Annotated in this window: 19 protein-coding genes; 14 read left to right on the forward strand and 5 right to left on the reverse strand. The window is 44.3% G+C overall.

The window, feature by feature from the left end:
* Window positions 1–4: 4 nt before the first annotated feature.
* Window positions 5–532: a response regulator transcription factor gene (locus AAAA78_RS15815; RefSeq protein WP_340593043.1), complete on the reverse strand. Its 528-nt coding sequence runs from the start codon at window positions 530–532 to the stop codon at window positions 5–7.
* Entirely contained in the window at window positions 529–1,749 is a 1,221-nt protein-coding gene (locus tag AAAA78_RS15820) for a sensor histidine kinase (protein ID WP_340593044.1), read from the reverse strand. The genes AAAA78_RS15815 and AAAA78_RS15820 overlap by 4 nt, the downstream gene beginning before the upstream one ends.
* 140 nt (window positions 1,750–1,889) lie before the next feature.
* On the opposite strand from AAAA78_RS15820, the gene AAAA78_RS15825 reads away from it, so the two are divergent.
* The 4 genes from AAAA78_RS15825 to AAAA78_RS15840 are packed head-to-tail and all read left to right on the forward strand — an operon-like array spanning window position 1,890 to window position 5,229.
* The gene (locus AAAA78_RS15825) at window positions 1,890–2,957 is read left to right on the forward strand and encodes a hypothetical protein (protein ID WP_340593045.1); all 1,068 of its coding nucleotides are present in this window, start codon (window positions 1,890–1,892) and stop codon (window positions 2,955–2,957) included.
* Window positions 2,958–2,966: 9 nt separating this feature from the next.
* Window positions 2,967–3,848 carry a metal ABC transporter substrate-binding protein gene (locus tag AAAA78_RS15830; protein ID WP_340593046.1) on the forward strand — a complete coding sequence of 294 codons (882 nt, stop codon included), beginning with the start codon at window positions 2,967–2,969 and terminating at the stop codon, window positions 3,846–3,848.
* Window positions 3,845–4,417, forward strand: a complete 573-nt coding sequence (locus tag AAAA78_RS15835; protein WP_340593047.1) for an ATP-binding cassette domain-containing protein — start codon at window positions 3,845–3,847, stop codon at window positions 4,415–4,417. The genes AAAA78_RS15830 and AAAA78_RS15835 overlap by 4 nt, the downstream gene beginning before the upstream one ends.
* Window positions 4,414–5,229, forward strand: a complete 816-nt coding sequence (locus AAAA78_RS15840; protein WP_340593048.1) for a metal ABC transporter permease — start codon at window positions 4,414–4,416, stop codon at window positions 5,227–5,229. Before AAAA78_RS15835 ends, AAAA78_RS15840 begins: the two co-directional genes overlap by 4 nt.
* On the opposite strand, the gene AAAA78_RS15845 is transcribed toward AAAA78_RS15840, so the two are convergent.
* On the reverse strand, window positions 5,214–6,644 hold the full coding sequence (locus AAAA78_RS15845) for a cyclic nucleotide-binding domain-containing protein (RefSeq protein WP_340593049.1): 1,431 nt from the start codon (window positions 6,642–6,644) through the stop codon (window positions 5,214–5,216). The two genes, AAAA78_RS15840 and AAAA78_RS15845, sit on opposite strands and share 16 nt — an antisense overlap.
* Before the next feature lie 102 nt (window positions 6,645–6,746).
* Here AAAA78_RS15845 and AAAA78_RS15850 point away from each other — a divergent pair, with 102 nt between their 5' ends.
* Window positions 6,747–7,514 (forward strand): prolipoprotein diacylglyceryl transferase, encoded by a 768-nt coding sequence (locus tag AAAA78_RS15850; RefSeq protein WP_340593050.1) that lies wholly within the window; start codon window positions 6,747–6,749, stop codon window positions 7,512–7,514.
* Here the strand turns inward: AAAA78_RS15850 and AAAA78_RS15855 are convergent.
* Together AAAA78_RS15855 and AAAA78_RS15860 are read right to left on the reverse strand one after the other, a co-directional pair.
* Window positions 7,467–8,330: a hypothetical protein gene (locus AAAA78_RS15855; protein WP_340593051.1), complete on the reverse strand. Its 864-nt coding sequence runs from the start codon at window positions 8,328–8,330 to the stop codon at window positions 7,467–7,469. The two genes, AAAA78_RS15850 and AAAA78_RS15855, sit on opposite strands and share 48 nt — an antisense overlap.
* 54 nt (window positions 8,331–8,384) lie before the next feature.
* Window positions 8,385–9,176, reverse strand: coding sequence for a hypothetical protein (locus AAAA78_RS15860; protein WP_340593052.1), 792 nt, complete (start codon window positions 9,174–9,176; stop codon window positions 8,385–8,387).
* Window positions 9,177–9,451: 275 nt separating this feature from the next.
* On the opposite strand from AAAA78_RS15860, the gene AAAA78_RS15865 reads away from it, so the two are divergent.
* The 9 genes from AAAA78_RS15865 to AAAA78_RS15905 all read left to right on the forward strand — a co-directional run bounded on the left by AAAA78_RS15865 (window position 9,452) and on the right by AAAA78_RS15905 (window position 16,673).
* Window positions 9,452–10,171 carry a hypothetical protein gene (locus AAAA78_RS15865; protein WP_340593053.1) on the forward strand — a complete coding sequence of 240 codons (720 nt, stop codon included), beginning with the start codon at window positions 9,452–9,454 and terminating at the stop codon, window positions 10,169–10,171.
* 45 nt (window positions 10,172–10,216) lie between these two features.
* Complete coding sequence (locus AAAA78_RS15870) at window positions 10,217–10,444, forward strand: DNA gyrase inhibitor YacG (RefSeq protein ID WP_340593054.1); 228 nt, start codon at window positions 10,217–10,219, stop codon at window positions 10,442–10,444.
* A 160-nt stretch (window positions 10,445–10,604) separates the two neighbouring features.
* On the forward strand, window positions 10,605–10,877 hold the full coding sequence (locus AAAA78_RS15875) for an HU family DNA-binding protein (protein WP_295905919.1): 273 nt from the start codon (window positions 10,605–10,607) through the stop codon (window positions 10,875–10,877).
* 277 nt (window positions 10,878–11,154) lie between these two features.
* Window positions 11,155–12,144, forward strand: a complete 990-nt coding sequence (pfkA, locus tag AAAA78_RS15880; protein WP_340593056.1) for a 6-phosphofructokinase — start codon at window positions 11,155–11,157, stop codon at window positions 12,142–12,144.
* Between the two features lie 57 nt (window positions 12,145–12,201).
* Window positions 12,202–13,323, forward strand: coding sequence for an ABC transporter substrate-binding protein (locus AAAA78_RS15885; protein WP_295905917.1), 1,122 nt, complete (start codon window positions 12,202–12,204; stop codon window positions 13,321–13,323).
* A 9-nt stretch (window positions 13,324–13,332) separates the two neighbouring features.
* Complete coding sequence (locus tag AAAA78_RS15890) at window positions 13,333–14,235, forward strand: branched-chain amino acid ABC transporter permease (protein WP_295905916.1); 903 nt, start codon at window positions 13,333–13,335, stop codon at window positions 14,233–14,235.
* Window positions 14,235–15,206, forward strand: a complete 972-nt coding sequence (locus AAAA78_RS15895; RefSeq protein ID WP_340593057.1) for a branched-chain amino acid ABC transporter permease — start codon at window positions 14,235–14,237, stop codon at window positions 15,204–15,206. Before AAAA78_RS15890 ends, AAAA78_RS15895 begins: the two co-directional genes overlap by 1 nt.
* Complete coding sequence (locus AAAA78_RS15900; RefSeq protein ID WP_340593058.1) at window positions 15,187–15,963, forward strand: ABC transporter ATP-binding protein; 777 nt, start codon at window positions 15,187–15,189, stop codon at window positions 15,961–15,963. Before AAAA78_RS15895 ends, AAAA78_RS15900 begins: the two co-directional genes overlap by 20 nt.
* Window positions 15,960–16,673: an ABC transporter ATP-binding protein gene (locus AAAA78_RS15905; RefSeq protein WP_340593059.1), complete on the forward strand. Its 714-nt coding sequence runs from the start codon at window positions 15,960–15,962 to the stop codon at window positions 16,671–16,673. The genes AAAA78_RS15900 and AAAA78_RS15905 overlap by 4 nt, the downstream gene beginning before the upstream one ends.
* The last annotated feature ends 1 nt before the right edge of the window (window position 16,674 follow it).

Genomic DNA, 16,674 nt, shown 5'->3' on the forward strand with positions numbered 1-16,674 from the left:
TTTTTTATTTATTCGGAATGTTTTTGCGAAGTTTTCTTTGCAGGCTTTGGCGATGAAGGCCGAGCTTCTTCGCTGCTTGAGTGATGTTGCCGTCAGAGCTTTGCAGAATATAATCGATATATTCACGCTCCATGCGTGCTAAAGAAATTTCCTGATCGGGAACTTCTTCGCCCACGGTTTGATCCGTGAAGGCTTTTAGAATCATGTCGGGAGTTACTGGCTTTGAAATAAAATTGTGTGCGCCTAGTTGCATCGCCTTTACTGCTGAAGCGACGCTGCCAAAGCCACTCATCATCACGACTTTGATTTGCGGATTTTTGACTTTCAGTTCGCGTAAAAAATCCAAACTGTTTTCAGAGCCCACACGCAGATCTAAAAGAGCCCAGTCGAAACTTTGCAAAGCATTGAGTGTTGGCGTTTGTGCAAAGGCTGTGACTTGCAGACCGCGTTCTTGCAGTTCTTCGGTGAGAACTTCGCGCAATCCCTGGTCGTCTTCGACGAGTAAAAGTTTTTTTCCTTTGAAGTCCATCATAATTCCTCCACCGGCAGACAGATTTGCGCTGTTGCCCCTCGGCCTGAAGTATTATTGAAGATTTTAAATTCGCCACCCGCACCTTGCGCCATCATCGAAGCTGAGTAAAGTCCAAGGCCATTGCCGTCAGCTTTGCTTGTTACGAAAGGCTCCCCTAAGCGCGAAAGAATTTCTTTGGAAAGACCCTCTCCGCGATCTGTGACCTCTAAAACAATCCACGAGTCTTGTTTAAAAAGGCGCACGTAAATCGTAGAACCTTCTGGTGACGCTTCATAGGCATTATTGAGAAGATCAAAAAAAGTTTGTGAAAAAGCGAGAACCTGTAAACGGCAGGGTAAGGTTTCCGTCGTAAAATGTTTTTCAACGGACACTGGTTCGTTTTCTTTTTCCCATACTTTTAAAAGATCTGCGGTGAGAAGCTCTACTTGGACTTTTTGCAGTTCTGATTGGGACGAGCGCGAGAACACCGAAGCCATGTGCTGAAACACACGTACACATTCGTCTAAAGAACTTTGCGCTTTTTCAAATTCTTCTTTGGCAGGTGAATCTTCATTCGTGAGTTTTCTAAGACCGCGCTCCATGCGAAGTTTTAAGGAGTTCATGGGTGTCGCCAACTGATGGGAAAACCCCGCCGTCAACGCACCTAAGGCTTTCAAACGATCAGCTTGGTGTTGGCGATCTTGTAAAAGACGGATGCGCTGTTCGTTTTTATGGAGAAGTCCTGAGAAGTAGTGACTCACAAACCAGGAGGCTGTGACCAAAACCCATTGCGAAAGAAAACTTAATAACATTTCGGAAGTGTCAGCTCCTACCGTGACTTTGGCGTCGAGATAAGTTTCAAATTGCAAAAGACCTAAGAGAGCTAAAACAGTCAGACCAAAAAGATACGAAGATTTTTGTTTTAAAAGCATCCCGCCTAAAAAAGCGTGAATGCATAAAATGCTGATAAAAGGATTGTTCGCCGATCCACTCACAAAAAGCAAACCGACGGCAGCCAGTAGATCCACCCACAGATTCACGAGAACGTGTTTTTGTCTTGCCGATTCCTCACGAGGCCAAATCCCTTGAGCTAACACATTGAAAGTGGCAAGCAGCGCAAGAACAGCGATGAAGTACGGCACATCACGTGTTTGCAAAAAGCCCCATTTTAGAAGCGGCAAAGTTCCTAGAATCAAACAGGCAATGGCAATCCAACGAAAACGAATTAATCCTGGCATGCGCTCTTCATAGCTCGGAGAGCCTTTTGCCGCAACAAGTCTCTCTCTTATGCAACCATTCGTTGCATTTTTTAAATGCAAATTACTTGCAATTAAAAAATGGGGCTGATAGAAGCGAACTATTGGAGGAGTGTTCACGAATGAAAACGATGAAGGTTCTAGTATCTCTGTTAATTCTGGCAGGAGCTTATCAGGCTCACGCACAAAATATTCTGCAAAACATCCAGACGTCAGCGGCTATCGATATCACCGCCCCTTTTGATTTTGAGCACTCAGAAGAAAACAAGCTCGATATTCGTTCAGCGGAGTTGTTGTTCTTTGGTCCTCTTGATCCGACGTTTGATGCCACTTTAAATTTCGCGGCTCACAATGAAGACGGTGAATTCAAAGCGGAAGTTCACGAAGCTTATTTAAGTTCCAGCAAATTGATTCCGTCGTCTCGTTTTAAAATCGGAAAATTCTTTTTAGGCGTCGGCCGTTTGAATCAGTTTCATCAACATGATTGGGCTTTTATTTCTGCCCCGCGTGTTCAAGCAGAGTTTTTAGGTGACGAAGGTGTTGCCGATTCCGGAGCTGAATTTTCAACGCTGCTTCCGATGGACTCTTATTGGGATATTACAGTGGGTGTGACGAATGGTTACTCTTTTGGTGAACACTCAGAAACTCCGGCAGAAAAACCGCGCGTGCCGACTCATTATATTCATCCTGTAAACTTTATTGATTTCGGCGACAGCGGCGCGCTTCAATGGGGCGCAAATTATTTAGGAAGAACTGATGCGCACGGAGTGCAAACTCAACTTTATGGTTTAGATTTCGTCTTTAAAAAAATGGAAGGCAAGATTCTCAATTTTCTTTTGCAATCTGAAATCTGGTATCGCAATCAGAGCGCCTCAGGCCTGGCGACTTCAGAGGACCTTGGAGCTTATGTTTATCCACAGTTCTCTTTAACAGAGCAGCTCTTTGCAGGTCTTCGCATTGATTTATTCACGGAACTTGCTAGAAAATCGGAAGCGGATGGATCTAAACAGGACAATTTCAACTATGGTTTGGTTCCGACACTGACTTACAAACACAGTGAGTTCACTTTGTTCCGCGTGGCTTATGGCTATGATGTGCAAACGTATCAAGGCGAATCCGATACTGTTCATCAGAAAATTGAATTGCAACTTGTTTCTATCCTGGGCGCGCATCCTGCGCACTCTTTCTAGAGGTGATGTATGAGTAAATTTATTTTTTCAGTGCTTTTTTTAGTTTCTGTTTCCGCTTTCGCAAAAATCAAGGTTGTGGCAACACAACCGGATATCGCTGAGGTAGTTCAAGCCATTGGTGGCGATCAAGTGGAAGTTCAAACTCTTTTGAAAGGATCGGAAGATCCTCACTATGCGGAAGCTCGCCCTGATTTTATTTTAAAAGTGAATCGCGCTGACGTGGTTTGCTCCGTGGGCCTTGATTTGGAAATCGGTTGGTTGCCAAAAGTTTTAAGCAAATCGGGAAATGAAAAAGTTCAAGAAGGCGGACCTGGATTCTGCGCTCTTGGAAAAAGTGTGAAGGCTTTAGAGGTTCCAACAGGTGTGATTGATCGCTCTTTGGGTGATGTGCACCCTCATGGAAATCCTCACTTCGTTTTATCTCCAGAAAAATTGGCTGAAGGTGGCGCAGAAGTGGTGCGCGTGTTGTCGCAAGTACTCCCTGCTAAAAGCTCTGAGTTTGAGAAAAATTATGATGCATTCAAAAAGAAGATGACAGAACTTCACGCTCGTTTGGCTAAGACGGTCAAGAAAGTCAAAGTGATGGAGTACCATAAAGAATTCACTTACTTCTTTAATGCTTACGGTTTGGAGTCCCTCGGTTCTTTAGAGGAAAAGCCGGGAATGCCGCCATCAGCGGCGCGCATTGCTCAAGTGGCTAAGATGGCAAAGGACAACAAAGTTGCGGTGCTGTTCGCAACCCCGTCAGCTCCCCATAAAACTTTGGAACGCTTTCATGAGCTTTCGGGAGTTCCCGTGGTAACTGTTCCTTCTTACGTTCAGAGCAGTGGCAGCACAGATGCAAAGAACATTGAAGCTTTGCAAAACTTGTTAGTAAAATCCATTCCATGAGTCAGATTCTTGAAGTTCAAAACTTAAGAGCCAAAAGCCGTGAAGGAAAATATCTTTCTCCTGCGGTGAGTTTTGAACTTCTTGCCGGAGAAGTGCTTTTCTTGCGCGGTGAAAATGGCGCGGGAAAAAGCACTTTGCTGAAAACTCTTTTGGGCCTTCACAAATATTACGAAGGCCAATTTCATTTTCTTATTCCTGATTCGGATATTCAATATTTGCCTCAACTTGGAAACCTGCATTTTCATTTGCCGCTGACTTTAAAAGACATGCTGTCTTCTTCTGAAGACATTCCTGCCTCTTTGATTAAAGGCATTGATCTGGATAAAAAATGGAATACGGCGAGCGGCGGAGAACGTCAGAAGATTTTGCTGGCGGCTACACTTGGTAAGAAACCACGTTTGCTTGTACTGGATGAGCCTTTTAATCACGTTGATAAAGAATCCATCCAAGTTTTGGAAGAAGCTTTAGCTCAATTTTTAAAAGAGCACCCGGAAAGTTCTTTAGTTTTAGTTTCTCATCGCGCCTTTATCCAAGATTGGGCCAAAGTTCGTTTTCTGGAGATCCGATGATGAGTTCATTCTTGGAGCTTTTACAGATTTATCGTTGGTCTTTACCTGCAAGTGTTTTGATGGCGAGTGTCCTTGCGATGATTGGTTCGCAATGGACGGCTCGTGAAAAAAGCGCGCAGATTTTTGTTTTGGGCCAAGGTTCTTCTTTGGGAATTGTTTTGGGCCTGGCGATCAATATTTGGCTTGGCACTGATTATCATGGTCTGAATCTTTTGATTGGTCTTTCTTTGGGATGGCTGACACTTTTGTTGTCGGATCTTTTGATTGAAACCAGAGCCGACCGCAATCATATTTATCTGACACTTTTTGTTTTCTTCTTATCACTCACCTATCTTTTGACCTCTTTAACTCCGGCGCTGGAATCCCATATGGCGTCCTCCTATTTCGGCGATGTGGCAGTGATGAGTGATAGCGGCGCACAGGCGTGTCTTATCATGGGGTTTCTTTTTGGCGGATTCGTGCTTTCTAACTGGAGAACTCTGTCGATGATTTCTTATCAGTTGGTGAATCACAGCTGGATTCATCGCAGTGGAAAAAATCGTCTTTTTGATATCGGGACATTGTTGCTTACAACGATGGCCATTCAAAGCATGGGTTATCTTTTTACGATCGGTTCACTCTTTATCGCCACGAGCTTTGCCGCTCACCGCAGTAAAAATCTGCGATCTTATACGAAGCGAATTCTGGTGATTTCCTTTGTAGGAAGCCTTTTGGGGTTTGTCGTGTCCTTGTTATCCACGACGTTACCCACAGTGCCTTGTGTTCTGATTGGACAGATGTTGATTGGAATTTTAACTTACACGAAGAAATAGTGGAAAGAAGGTTGCGCTTCTTTCTTTTGTCCATCGACGTTAAAAAGACAGATCACTTCGGTGCGCACGCCTTTTTTAACGTTAAAGACAGTTAAATCTGCATTTTCAATAATCTGATGAAGTCCGCGACCAGCGCCGCCCTTATTGGAGTTCATGCTGCCCGCTTGACCGCTGTAACAACTGATCAAGTAATCCACGATGATATTCTTAGTTAAAGAACCAAATGGATCTTTAACAGAGACTGCGAGCAACACTCCGTCACTGGCGTAACGAAGCTGAGATTGTTGATGCGTATCAAGCTGAATTTCTTCTTTACGAGAAATGTGATTGAAGATGGACTTCCCTTGAGAATCCACGGGCGCATCATAAATCGCGTTCATCAGCATTTCTTCAACGACGGTGTTCACACGATCTAAAACCGTGCTGCGAATTCCCATCTTTTTGAAATAGGTATAAAGCTCTTCGCGCAATTCCTCACGCTGAGCCGAATGAGAAACTGTTTTGTTTTGAACTTCGACTCCCCAGGTGAGGTATTTCTCAATACCGAAGAGGTCTTTATTCAGAAGTTTGCTTAAGGCTGTTAAAACATAACGAATGGTTGCGTTTTTATCTTCGGCGTCACGCGAGATAATGTGATCGACAAAGCGGTTGCGCTCAAGAATTTGCAAGTTTCCTTGCACGTCTTTGCTTGTTAAAAGAACCGCATAGGGAGACAGCTTATTGTCCTGCACAGACTTAAGCACATCGACACAAGCTTCTTCGCAAAGAACGATATCGTATTGATTTTCTTTTAAAAAGGCCTGGCCCATTTCGGAGTCATTGGCGATATCGAGTTGAACGCCCGTACCACCTAAAGCCATGCGAATGGGAAGCTGTTGTTTTTTATCGGGCTCAACAAGAAGGACTTTTCCGCCGCCGCTTTTTTCAATGGCGCTTTGGGCTTCATGCAATTCACGATTGAGGATTTCGAAAAGACGGGCCTTTTCATTCGTGCGCATCAGTCTTTCTGTCAAAATGAAACAGTAGATCTGAAATAGCAGAGCTTGAAAACGATCTTTGTCTTTAGGATGAACGTGAGCGAAATCTTCAGAGCGAATAACAAAACATTCAACCGGTGTTAAAGCCTTCACAGTTGTGGACGTGAGGTTGGAGGTGATAACACTCATTTCTCCAAACACTTCACCCGGCGTTTCAAGAGTTGCAATCACCTCACCGGCAAGTGAGACCTCGACTTTTCCGGAGCGCAAGAAAAACAAAGAGCTGTTCTTTTTTCCTTCCTGAAGAATAAAGCTCTCAGCAGGAAATGATTCCGTGTGAATCATCGCAGATGCTTGTAGAAGCAAGTCTTCACTGAAAGACTTGAAAAAAGAAAACGCTTTAATTTCCTTGGCGATTTCAACCGGATGCAACTTCATATAGTTTCAATTATGTAATTAGTTGTAAGGCCTTGACCAGAATCGTCTTGAATATTTTGGGGAATAAAAGAAAATTAAGTCTATCGTCGGTATGGAGGTTCTTTGTACCCGGTTATCCGTGTTTCTCCATTTTTGGAAATCCCCACTTACTATTTAGTTTTAAGTGTGACGATTTCGTTGGGACTTATTTGGCTTGTCCGCAGAGCAAAGCGCTTTCAACTTTCAACGAAGGTAGCTCTGGACCTAAGTCTTATTGTTATGGTGACGGGATTCATCGGCGGTCGGTTGTTTCATGTTTTCTACGAAGACTTTGAATACTACCGCGAAAATCTTTGGCGCATTTTGCATTTCTGGAATGGCGGCTTTGTTTTTTACGGCGGAGCTTTGTTGGCTGGCGTCTTTGCGCTGATGTACTTGTGTTTCAAAGCCGGAAAATCTGTGGATGCATATTTGGATCTCTTCGCTCCGGTTCTTTCCTTTTCCTACGCCGCCGGACGCTCTGCCTGTTTGCTGGCAGGATGTTGTTATGGAAGATACTGCGATTTACCTTGGGCTATCGGTGGAAGACACCCTACTCAGGCTTATGCTGTTCTTTGGGAGCTAGGCGTTTTATTTATTCTTCTTGGCATTGAAAAAGTTCCTGTGACAAAACGTAAACCTTCCGTTTTTCAAAAGGACGGCAGTGTTTTCTTTTTGTGGATGATTCTTCATGCCGTCGGCCGACTCTTAATGGAAAATTTCCGTGATGATTTTCGCGGACCCAATCTAGGAATTTCCATTTCAAGCTGGATCAGCGTGTGTGTAGCTCTGTTGGGAGTTTATTTACTCTTTAGGAAACCAGCAGCTCGGCGCTCGGCAGGAGTTTCCTAACTGGCATAGGGCTCCGTTTTTAAATGTATCCAATCGACATTGATCGGACGGATATTTGTTACGAAGAAGCTCTGCCGTTTCTTTTTCTGTGACGTTCAAGCTAACAGGCACGTATTCACGATAAGAATATTTTTGCAAGAGGCGAGACATTTCCAAACCTGCTTGTAGCGTTCTGGCGCAAGTCAGATTTTCTTTGCACACTGCCATCACTTCGGGATCAAAGCTTGAAACAAGGTCTGGATATTTATTTAAGAAAGAAGGCAAACACTGAGACGCTGCAAAAAAATCAGATTGTCCTTCACTAGAAGACCACTCCACGCCTGGAATTGTTTGGCGGGGTTGTCCTCCAACGATGTGTCCTAACTCATGACAAAGAATTGCGGCTAAAGCTCCTGGAGTTGCTCCCGGTGCTCGCGCCATTCCACCCCACAAAGAAATTTGCATGGTGTCTGAATTCTTTTTTGCAAAGGCACCGAAGTAGGGATTTTCCCACTCTAAAGCGACATACAAAGGCAATCCCGTTTCACTGACCACTCTGTTGTAATTGTGCGCGATGAATCTGCCAATAATGCCGACATAATCTTGCTGAGAAATAGCAGAGACGTTGCTAGATCCAACCGGAAGATAAAAATATCCTTCGATACTTTCCTGCGCATTTACTTGGTTTCCCGTTTTACCTTTCAGTAAAACCTTAGGCGTTTGCACCATTCCCATTAGGAATCCCAGAAGCAGTGTCGCAAGAATGTAAGGAAGAACTTTTTTTAAAGACATAGCGACAGGCAAGGTAGCACACTTCACAAGATATAGATACCTCATGAAAGAAATTTAAGTGACTGCCAAAATCTGTCGCTTTTGAATTTGTCTCGGATCTTAATTGTTCAAGCAGCTTTCGATAGCATGCTTAAAAGCTTTCGAACCTGTCACTGAAGTTCCTGAGTTTGTGTAACGAGCGCCAGCTTTCACCATGTATTCCGCTTCACAACCACCATGGGTGCTGATACCGACGATTTCATTTGTGACTTCGCTGATAATCGGTGCACCCCAGCTTCCATAAGAAGTGTCAGCATTGTGCTCAAGGATTTCAGGAACTAAGAAAATGCCCGCTTTCACAAGTTTTCCGTAAGAAACTTGTTGCGCGTAATGCATTTCTTCTCCGTAAGCATTGGGTTTGTAACCTTCATGTTTGATATTGTAAGTGTCGTTCAAAGCATAACCATAACCGATCACGCGAACCGGTTCATTCGTTTGAGATCTATGAGACGCCACACGATAGTATCCTTGAACCTCGCCGGGAAGTTTTTGCGTGATACGATTGGGCTCTAGTTGCATGACGGCCCACTGACTGCCGATGCCACCACGTTTATAAACCGTGCGATCTTTTTTCACATAGTAAATATCTTCAGCGCGAGAAGCTTGCGGTACACCTTTGATAGAGGCCGGAACGTTGAACTCGGCATAATCATAATTATAGCATTCGCCTATTGTGATCGCGCACTTGTTACCCACTAAAGAAATCGTGCAACCAGTTGTGTGACCTGCAAGAACCAAACGACCTACTTTTGGATCCAGCGACGGAACTCGTTCATCGCTTTTTCCGCAAATTTCCGCTTTTGCTACTGACATCGACAACAACACCGCGCTTAAAAATAAAACCTTTTTCATACTTCTCCTTTTTCTAGGAAAGCTGAGTAAAATTCTTCGGGTTTCTTGTCTAATACAAAGCGCACACTGCAACCATCTGTTGCCTTGAAGAATTTTTTCGAACAAAACCCCGTGTCTCATATTGAGACTGACGCAAAATGTCCCCTCTTTCCATAGTTTAGACAGTCCTACTTCCGTCAATTCGTTTTTAGCGAATTCTTGGGAACGCGTTGGGATGGCATGACTCATGTATTGCAGATTAACTGAAGAAGTCTATCGAGACGAGAGAGGTTGATATGAAGAAGCTAATGGCATCATTTCTGGCGATTTATTCCGCCTTGTTGATGGTCAGTTGCGCGAAAGACAGCGGTGGAGACACGGTTATTAATCCCGTGATTCCTTCATGTGCTGCCGGCCAAGTTTGGAATGGCACTGTCTGCGTGAACAACACCGGTGTTGTACCAACTAACGGCGTTGTTCGCTACTATGACTACAACAGATATTTCTATAATAGCTATTATGGCGTCAGCACGCAAAATGGCGACATGCAAATCGTCAATGCAGGGGCTTATAAAGAGTTCTTGAAACAAGCGATGGCTGTTTGCGATAGAAATATTTGGGGTTGGCAAGCCGGCCTTGCTGATTGCAACAACTGGGTTTCTGGATCTTTCCAGATCGAATTCAGTGTTGATTCTTCATTGAAACCCACAGTGTCTTTCACAGCTTACCCTGCTCCAAACTGGTATCAATACACACTGAGTGTAGGTATCAACGGCGGCGGTATGGCTTTCAATCCACTTTACTTGAACCAGAACAACACGTTCAGCTTAATTAATAACAGTAAAGGTTTTGAAATCAGAGCCCAAGGTTCTTACTGGAATGGTGGCGGATTGAAACTGATCCAAATCCAGGTTCTGCAAGGAACTTTGCAAGACGGTTATTTCACATACGATCTTTATTTCCCGTATAACAACGTGGCGACAAAGATTGCGACTGGAAAATTCAAACGTCGCTAAGCTCCGCGTCTTGCACTCGGTGCAAGAGTTAGTAAAAATTCAAGTATGACCGAACCTCAAAAATCTCGACAGGTCAAATGCCCACAGTGTGGGCGTTTGACTTTGTACACAGTAGAAAACCCCTTCCGACCTTTCTGTTCTGAGAGATGTCGACTCATCGATTTGGGTGAGTGGGCGAGTGAATCCTACCGCATTCCCGTCTCGGGTTCTTCAAGTGATTCTTTAAGTTCTTCTGACGATGACTATGATGATTCATCGGAGAACGAACATTAGTTCCTTTGAAAGGCGCACTCAGAGACGTTTTCACATTTTGCTATTGACGAAATTTAGTTTTTGAATTTTGATTGGCATGTCATTGGATGACGAAGAGTTATCATCAAGATTTTAATTACAACGAGAAGACACACAAAAGTGTCTGAAAGAGGAGTTCAAAATGAACAAAGCACAACTCATCGAAAAAATCGCAGCTGAAACAAAAGTTTCTAAAGCTCAAGCTGAAGCAATCCTTGATTGCGCAGTAGAAAACATCAAAAAGTCTGTTAAAAAAGGCGACGATGTTAAACTTGTTGGTTTCGGTACATTCACAAAAGCTAAGCGTAAAGCTCGCACTGGTCGCAATCCACAAACTGGTAAAGCGATCAAAATCCCAGCTGCTTGGGCTCCAAAATTCCGCGCTGGCGCAGAATTCAAATCAATGGTTAAGTAATCGTATCTAACGATTAAAACCTTTGAAAGGCGTTCCCTCGGGAGCGCCTTTTTTTATGCGCCAAGCACAACATTCATTCCTAATTTCCCCACTTAAAACACAATCTATTTCTTTGAAAATCCATAGAGGATTCTAGCAAAAGGAAAAAGGAAGATAAGAAGTGTCTTGGAGCGAGTTCCACAGCAGCACTCCCAAAGGGAGGCGTCCGCGAGGACTGCCCGAGCGGAAAGACACTTCTTATCTTCCTTTTTCCGTTTCGTGGTAGTAGCCTTTCTATATGGCTCAATTTACAAAAAAAATTAAGAGAATCGGTGTTTACACAAGCGGCGGCGACGCGCCAGGAATGAATGCGGCTATTCGTGCTGTGGTTCGTGTTGGAATTGCACAAAATTTAGAAGTCTATGGCGTCCTCAATGGTTACGTCGGAATGATTGAAAACAAAATTCAGCCTTTGCAACTTCGTGATATGGCGAACATCATTCAGCGCGGTGGTACGATTCTGAAAACGGGCCGCTCGACGGATTTTATGAAGGCCGAAGGCCGCGCTAAAGCAGCACAGCATCTGAAGGATGCCGAAATCGATGCTTTGGTGTGTATCGGTGGCGATGGTTCTTTTAGAGGCGCCCACGCACTTTGGGAAGAGCATCAAATTCCCGTCGTCGGAGTTCCCGGCACAATTGATAACGATATTTATGGCAGTGACAAAACCATCGGTTTTGATACGGCGGTGAATACCGCTCTTGAAGCGATTGATAGAATTCGTGATACGGCCGCCTCGCATGACCGTCTTTTTATTGTTGAAGTGATGGGAAGAAATTCTGGATTCATCGCTTCTCACGTCGGTCTTGCCGGTGGTGCTGAAGAAATCTTCACTCCTGATGGAAATACGACTGTTGAAAAAGCTTTGGACCATATCAAAGATGGTATTTCTAGAGGGAAAACCAGCAGTATTCTTGTCACCGCTGAAGGGCAAAAGCCGGGGCGCGCCTATGATCTTGCGGATGCGATTCGCAAAAAATCCGGCATGGACGCTAAAGTTTGTATCTTGGGACACCAACAGCGCGGAGGTTCTCCGACAGCGGCGGATCGTATTCTTGCAAGCCGTATGGGTGCCGCGGCCGTCGATGCCCTTCTTAAAGGTTATTGTGATGTGATGATCGGTACTGAAGGCGAACGTCTGATTCAAGTGCCTTTGGATTTAGTGACGAAGCATGAGAAAAAATCCCAACTGGATTTGATCTCTTTAGCGAATATTCTTGCCACTTAAGACTTCATCTAGAATTCTAAAGCATATTCCATTCAAGTTTTTCAGAAATGAGGTCTTATGAAACGCCTACTTTTAGCTTTGGTTCTTGTGTTGCCATTGCTTTCCGGATGTACAAAAAAAGAAAACGAAATCGTTATCGGTGAATATGATTCTTTGACTGGAAGTGATGCCACTTTTGGATTGAGTTCAAATAAAGGCGTCCGCTTGGCCCTAGACGAAATCAATGCCGCTGGCGGAGTAAAAGGCAAAAAAATCAGCCTTGTGACTTTGGATGACCAAGGGAAAAACGAAGAAGCGGCAGCGGCGACAACTCGTTTGATCACACAGAACAAAGTTGTTGCGATTATTGGTGGCGTTGCCAGCGGTCGTTCGAAAGCGGCGGCTCCGATTGCGCAAACTCACAAAGTTCCTTTTGTTTCTCCGGCTTCAACAAATCCGGATGTGACTAAAGTGGGTGATTATGTTTTCCGCGTCTGCTTTATCGATCCATTCCAAGGTTACGTGATGGCGAAATTCGCGACGGAAAATTTGAAAATGAAAAAAGCGGCGATTCTTCGCGACGTCAAAAATGATTACAGCGTGGGTCTTGCTGACGTCTTTGCTGCTGAGTTTAAAAAACGCGGTGGTGAAATCGTGGCGGATCTAAGTTATCAAGCCGGAGATATCGATTTCAAAGCTCAACTAACTCAAATCCGCTCTAAAAACCCTGAGGGCATCTATGTCCCCGGTTATTACACTGAAGTCGGATTGATTGCTCAACAAGCGCGCCAATTAGGTATAAAAGTGCCGCTCATGGGCGGAGACGGTTGGGATAGCGACAAACTTTCTGAGATCGGTAAAGAGGCCATCAACGGCAATTACTACTCAAATCACTACACAACAGAGTCTTCAGACCCGGCAGTGACTGAATTTATTAAAAAGTTTAAAGCGAAGTACAACGAAACACCGGACGCTTTGGCGGCTCTGGCTTACGATGCCGCAAAAATCTTAGTTGCAGCGATGGAACGCGCTCCTGACTTGTCAGGCAAAGCCATTCGTGATGAACTAGCTAAGACGAAAGATTTCGGCGGAGTGACTGGAAAAATCACTTTGAATGAAAATCGCGACGCTGTAAAAAGTGCTGTGATTATTCAAGTGGACGGTAGCAACCGCAAATACATCACGACGATCACTCCATAAGGATGGTGCATGCAGGATTTCATTCAACACATTATCAACGGTATCAGTCTTGGATCTATTTACGCACTGATCGCCCTTGGATACACGATGGTGTATGGAATCCTGAAAATGATCAACTTCGCCCACTCCGACGTTTACATGGTGGGCGCCTTTGCCGCCTACTATGTCGCCCGTTTCTTTGGAATTGATGCAAGTCCTGGCATCGCAACTCTAATCACTCTTCTTGTTGTCTCGATGGTTTGTTGCAGTCTCTTGGGACTGGCTATTGAACGCCTGGCTTATCGCCCTCTTCGCAATGCTCCCAAATTAAACGTTCTTATCACGGCTATCGGCGTGAGTCTTTTCTTGGAATACGCAGGACAAGTTGTTTTTGGTGCTGATCCTAAAGTTTTTCCGGAAGTGATGAAGGACATGGTTTTGTTCAACATTGGTGATGTGGAACTAAAATCTTTTGATGTCACGGTTTTGATCGTGAGTGTTCTTGCGATGTTGGGACTTCAGTTTCTTATTTTTAAAACCAAATTGGGTCGCGCGATGCGTGCGGTGAGCGCGAATGCCTCTGTCGCAAGTCTTTTAGGCGTGAATCCAGATCGTATTATTGCATTTACATTTATTGTCGGCTCATCTTTGGCCGGCGTCGGCAGTGTTCTTGTTGGAATGAAGTATCCCAAAATTGATCCCTTGATGGGAATGATGATTGGTCTTAAAGCGTTCGTCGCCGCCGTTCTTGGTGGAATCGGCAATGTTGGCGGTGCGGTTTTAGGAGCACTGATCATGGGACTTTCTGAAGAGATGGTCGTCGCTTATCTTTCCAGTACGTACCGCGATGCTTTGGCATTCGGCATTTTGATTGTGATCTTGATCTTTAAACCAGCCGGACTTCTTGGCAAATACACAGTGGAGAAAGTTTAATGAAATTTATTAAGTCTCCGCTGATTGCTATCGCCGTCTTATCCGTTCTGGGTCTGGTCTTTGATTTCGGCATCAATGCATACTTCCAATTGATTTTGCTTTTTGCTTTGGTGAATTGTCTTCTTTCAATGAGTTTGAATCTTGTTAATGGATACACGGGACAGTTCTCTTTAGGGCACGCGGGATTTATGGCGATCGGTGCTTACTTCTCCGCTTACGCGAATACACACTGGGATCTTTTACCGCCGCCTCTGCAAGCTGTTGAGTTTTTTATTTGGGCAGGTTGCGCGGGCCTTGTTGCCGCAGGTGCTGGATTCCTGGTGGGCCTTCCTTCTCTTCGTCTTAAAGGTGATTATTTAGCGATTGTGACTTTGGGATTTGGCGAGATCATTCGTGTGGCGTTGTTAAATATGGATTTCTTGGGTGGCCCGCGAGGTTATTCGAATATTCCTGGATTTAGTTCTTTCTTGTTTTCATTCATTTTTGCGTCTTTGTGGCTGGTGATTTGTTTCTTCACTATTTGGCGTGTGATGCATTCCACTTATGGCCGCGGGTTCTTAAGTGTTCGCGAAGATGAAATCGCGGCGGAAGCCATGGGTATTAACACCACTCGCATGAAAGTGCGCGCATTTGTTCTTTCAAGTTTCTTTGCAGGTGTCGCGGGTTCTTTATTCTCGCATTTTACAAACTTCATCAGCCCTTCCTCTTTCACATTCTTGCAAAGCGTGAATGCGGTGATCATGGTCGTTCTGGGTGGCATGGGTTCAATGACGGGCTCTGTCGTTGCTGCGATCTTTATTACCGTCTTGCCTGAGGCTTTGCGTCCTTTGCAAGAACTTACGGGTGTTGACCTGCGCATGGTGATTTATTCTTTGTCTTTGGTTCTTGTGATGATTTTACGTCCTAAGGGTCTTTTCGGTGATCTTGAGATCACTGATGTTTGGAGAAAATATGTCCGACGTTCTGCTTGAAGCTCGCAAGATCACCATGCAGTTTGGCGGTCTTAAAGCTGTCGACTCTTTGGAATTCCAAATTAAAAAAGGCCAGCTTGCCGGACTTATTGGTCCCAATGGTGCGGGAAAAACAACGGTGTTTAATATGCTTACGGGCGTGTATTCACCGACTCACGGTGAAGTCGCTTTAGAGGGGACATCTTTAAAAGGACTTAAACCTTATGAGATTTCTCACCGTGGAGTGACTCGTACGTTTCAGAATATTCGTCTTTTTAAAGGCCTTACTGTTTTAGATAATGTTTTGGTCGCAGGCCATCAGCACATGCACTATGGTCTTTTTGATACGCTTTTGCAGACGCCACGATTTAGAAAAGCCGAAGGTGCTTTGCAAGACAAGGCTATGAGTCTTCTTAAGATCTTCCACTTGGATGAAAAAGCTCATAAGCCGGCGAGTGCTCTTCCTTATGGTGAGCAGAGAAAATTAGAAATCGTGCGTGCGCTGGCGACAGATCCAAAAATTATTTTGCTTGATGAGCCTGCTGCGGGAATGAATCACTCCGAAACTCATCATTTGATGGAAACGATCGCAAAAATCCGTGAGCAGTTTAAATTGACTGTCTTACTGATCGAGCATGACATGAAACTTGTGATGGGAATCTGTGAAAACATCATCGTTCTTGATCACGGTGTAAAGATCGAAGAAGGAACTCCTCAAAAAGTTCAAAGCTCACAAAAAGTGATTGAAGCTTATCTGGGTGTGGAGGAGAAAGAATGAGTTCTCCCTTATTGATTGTTGAAAATCTCGAAGTTTTTTATGGTTCGATTCAAGCATTAAAAGGAATTAGTTTCTCTGTGAACGAAGGCGAAGTGGTTTCTTTGATTGGCGCCAATGGCGCGGGGAAAACGACGACTTTGCGTGCGATTTCGGGCCTGGTTCCTAACTCAGGACAGATCTCTTTTAATGGACAGAATCTGAATGTCGTGCCAACGTTTAAACGTGTGGAATTGGGTATTGCGCAGTCTCCAGAGGGCCGTGGCGTTTTCCCGCAAATGAGTGTTTATGAGAACCTTGAAATGGGCGCTTACTCTCGCTCGGATAAAGCTGAAATCAAAAAAGATCTTGAGATGTGTTTTGAGCTTTTTCCTCGTCTGAAAGAGCGCATGTCGCAAATGGCGGGAACTCTTTCTGGCGGCGAACAGCAGATGCTGGCGATCAGCCGTGCTTTGATGTGCAAACCAAAAATGTTGCTTTTAGATGAACCGTCTTTGGGATTGGCACCATTAATTGTGGCGCAGATTTTTGAAATCGTGAAAAAGCTGAACAAAGAAGGCATGACAGTTCTTTTGGTTGAACAAAATGCGCGCATGGCTTTAAAGATTTCTCATCGTGCTTACGTTTTAGAAACAGGACGAATCGTGATGCAGGATTCTGCTCAGAATCTTTTGAATAACGATGAAGTTCGTAAGTCTTATTTAGGCGTTTAAT

The organism is Bdellovibrio sp. BCCA (genome assembly GCF_037996825.1).
In the GTDB taxonomy this organism is placed as follows: Bacteria; Bdellovibrionota; Bdellovibrionia; order Bdellovibrionales; family Bdellovibrionaceae; genus Bdellovibrio.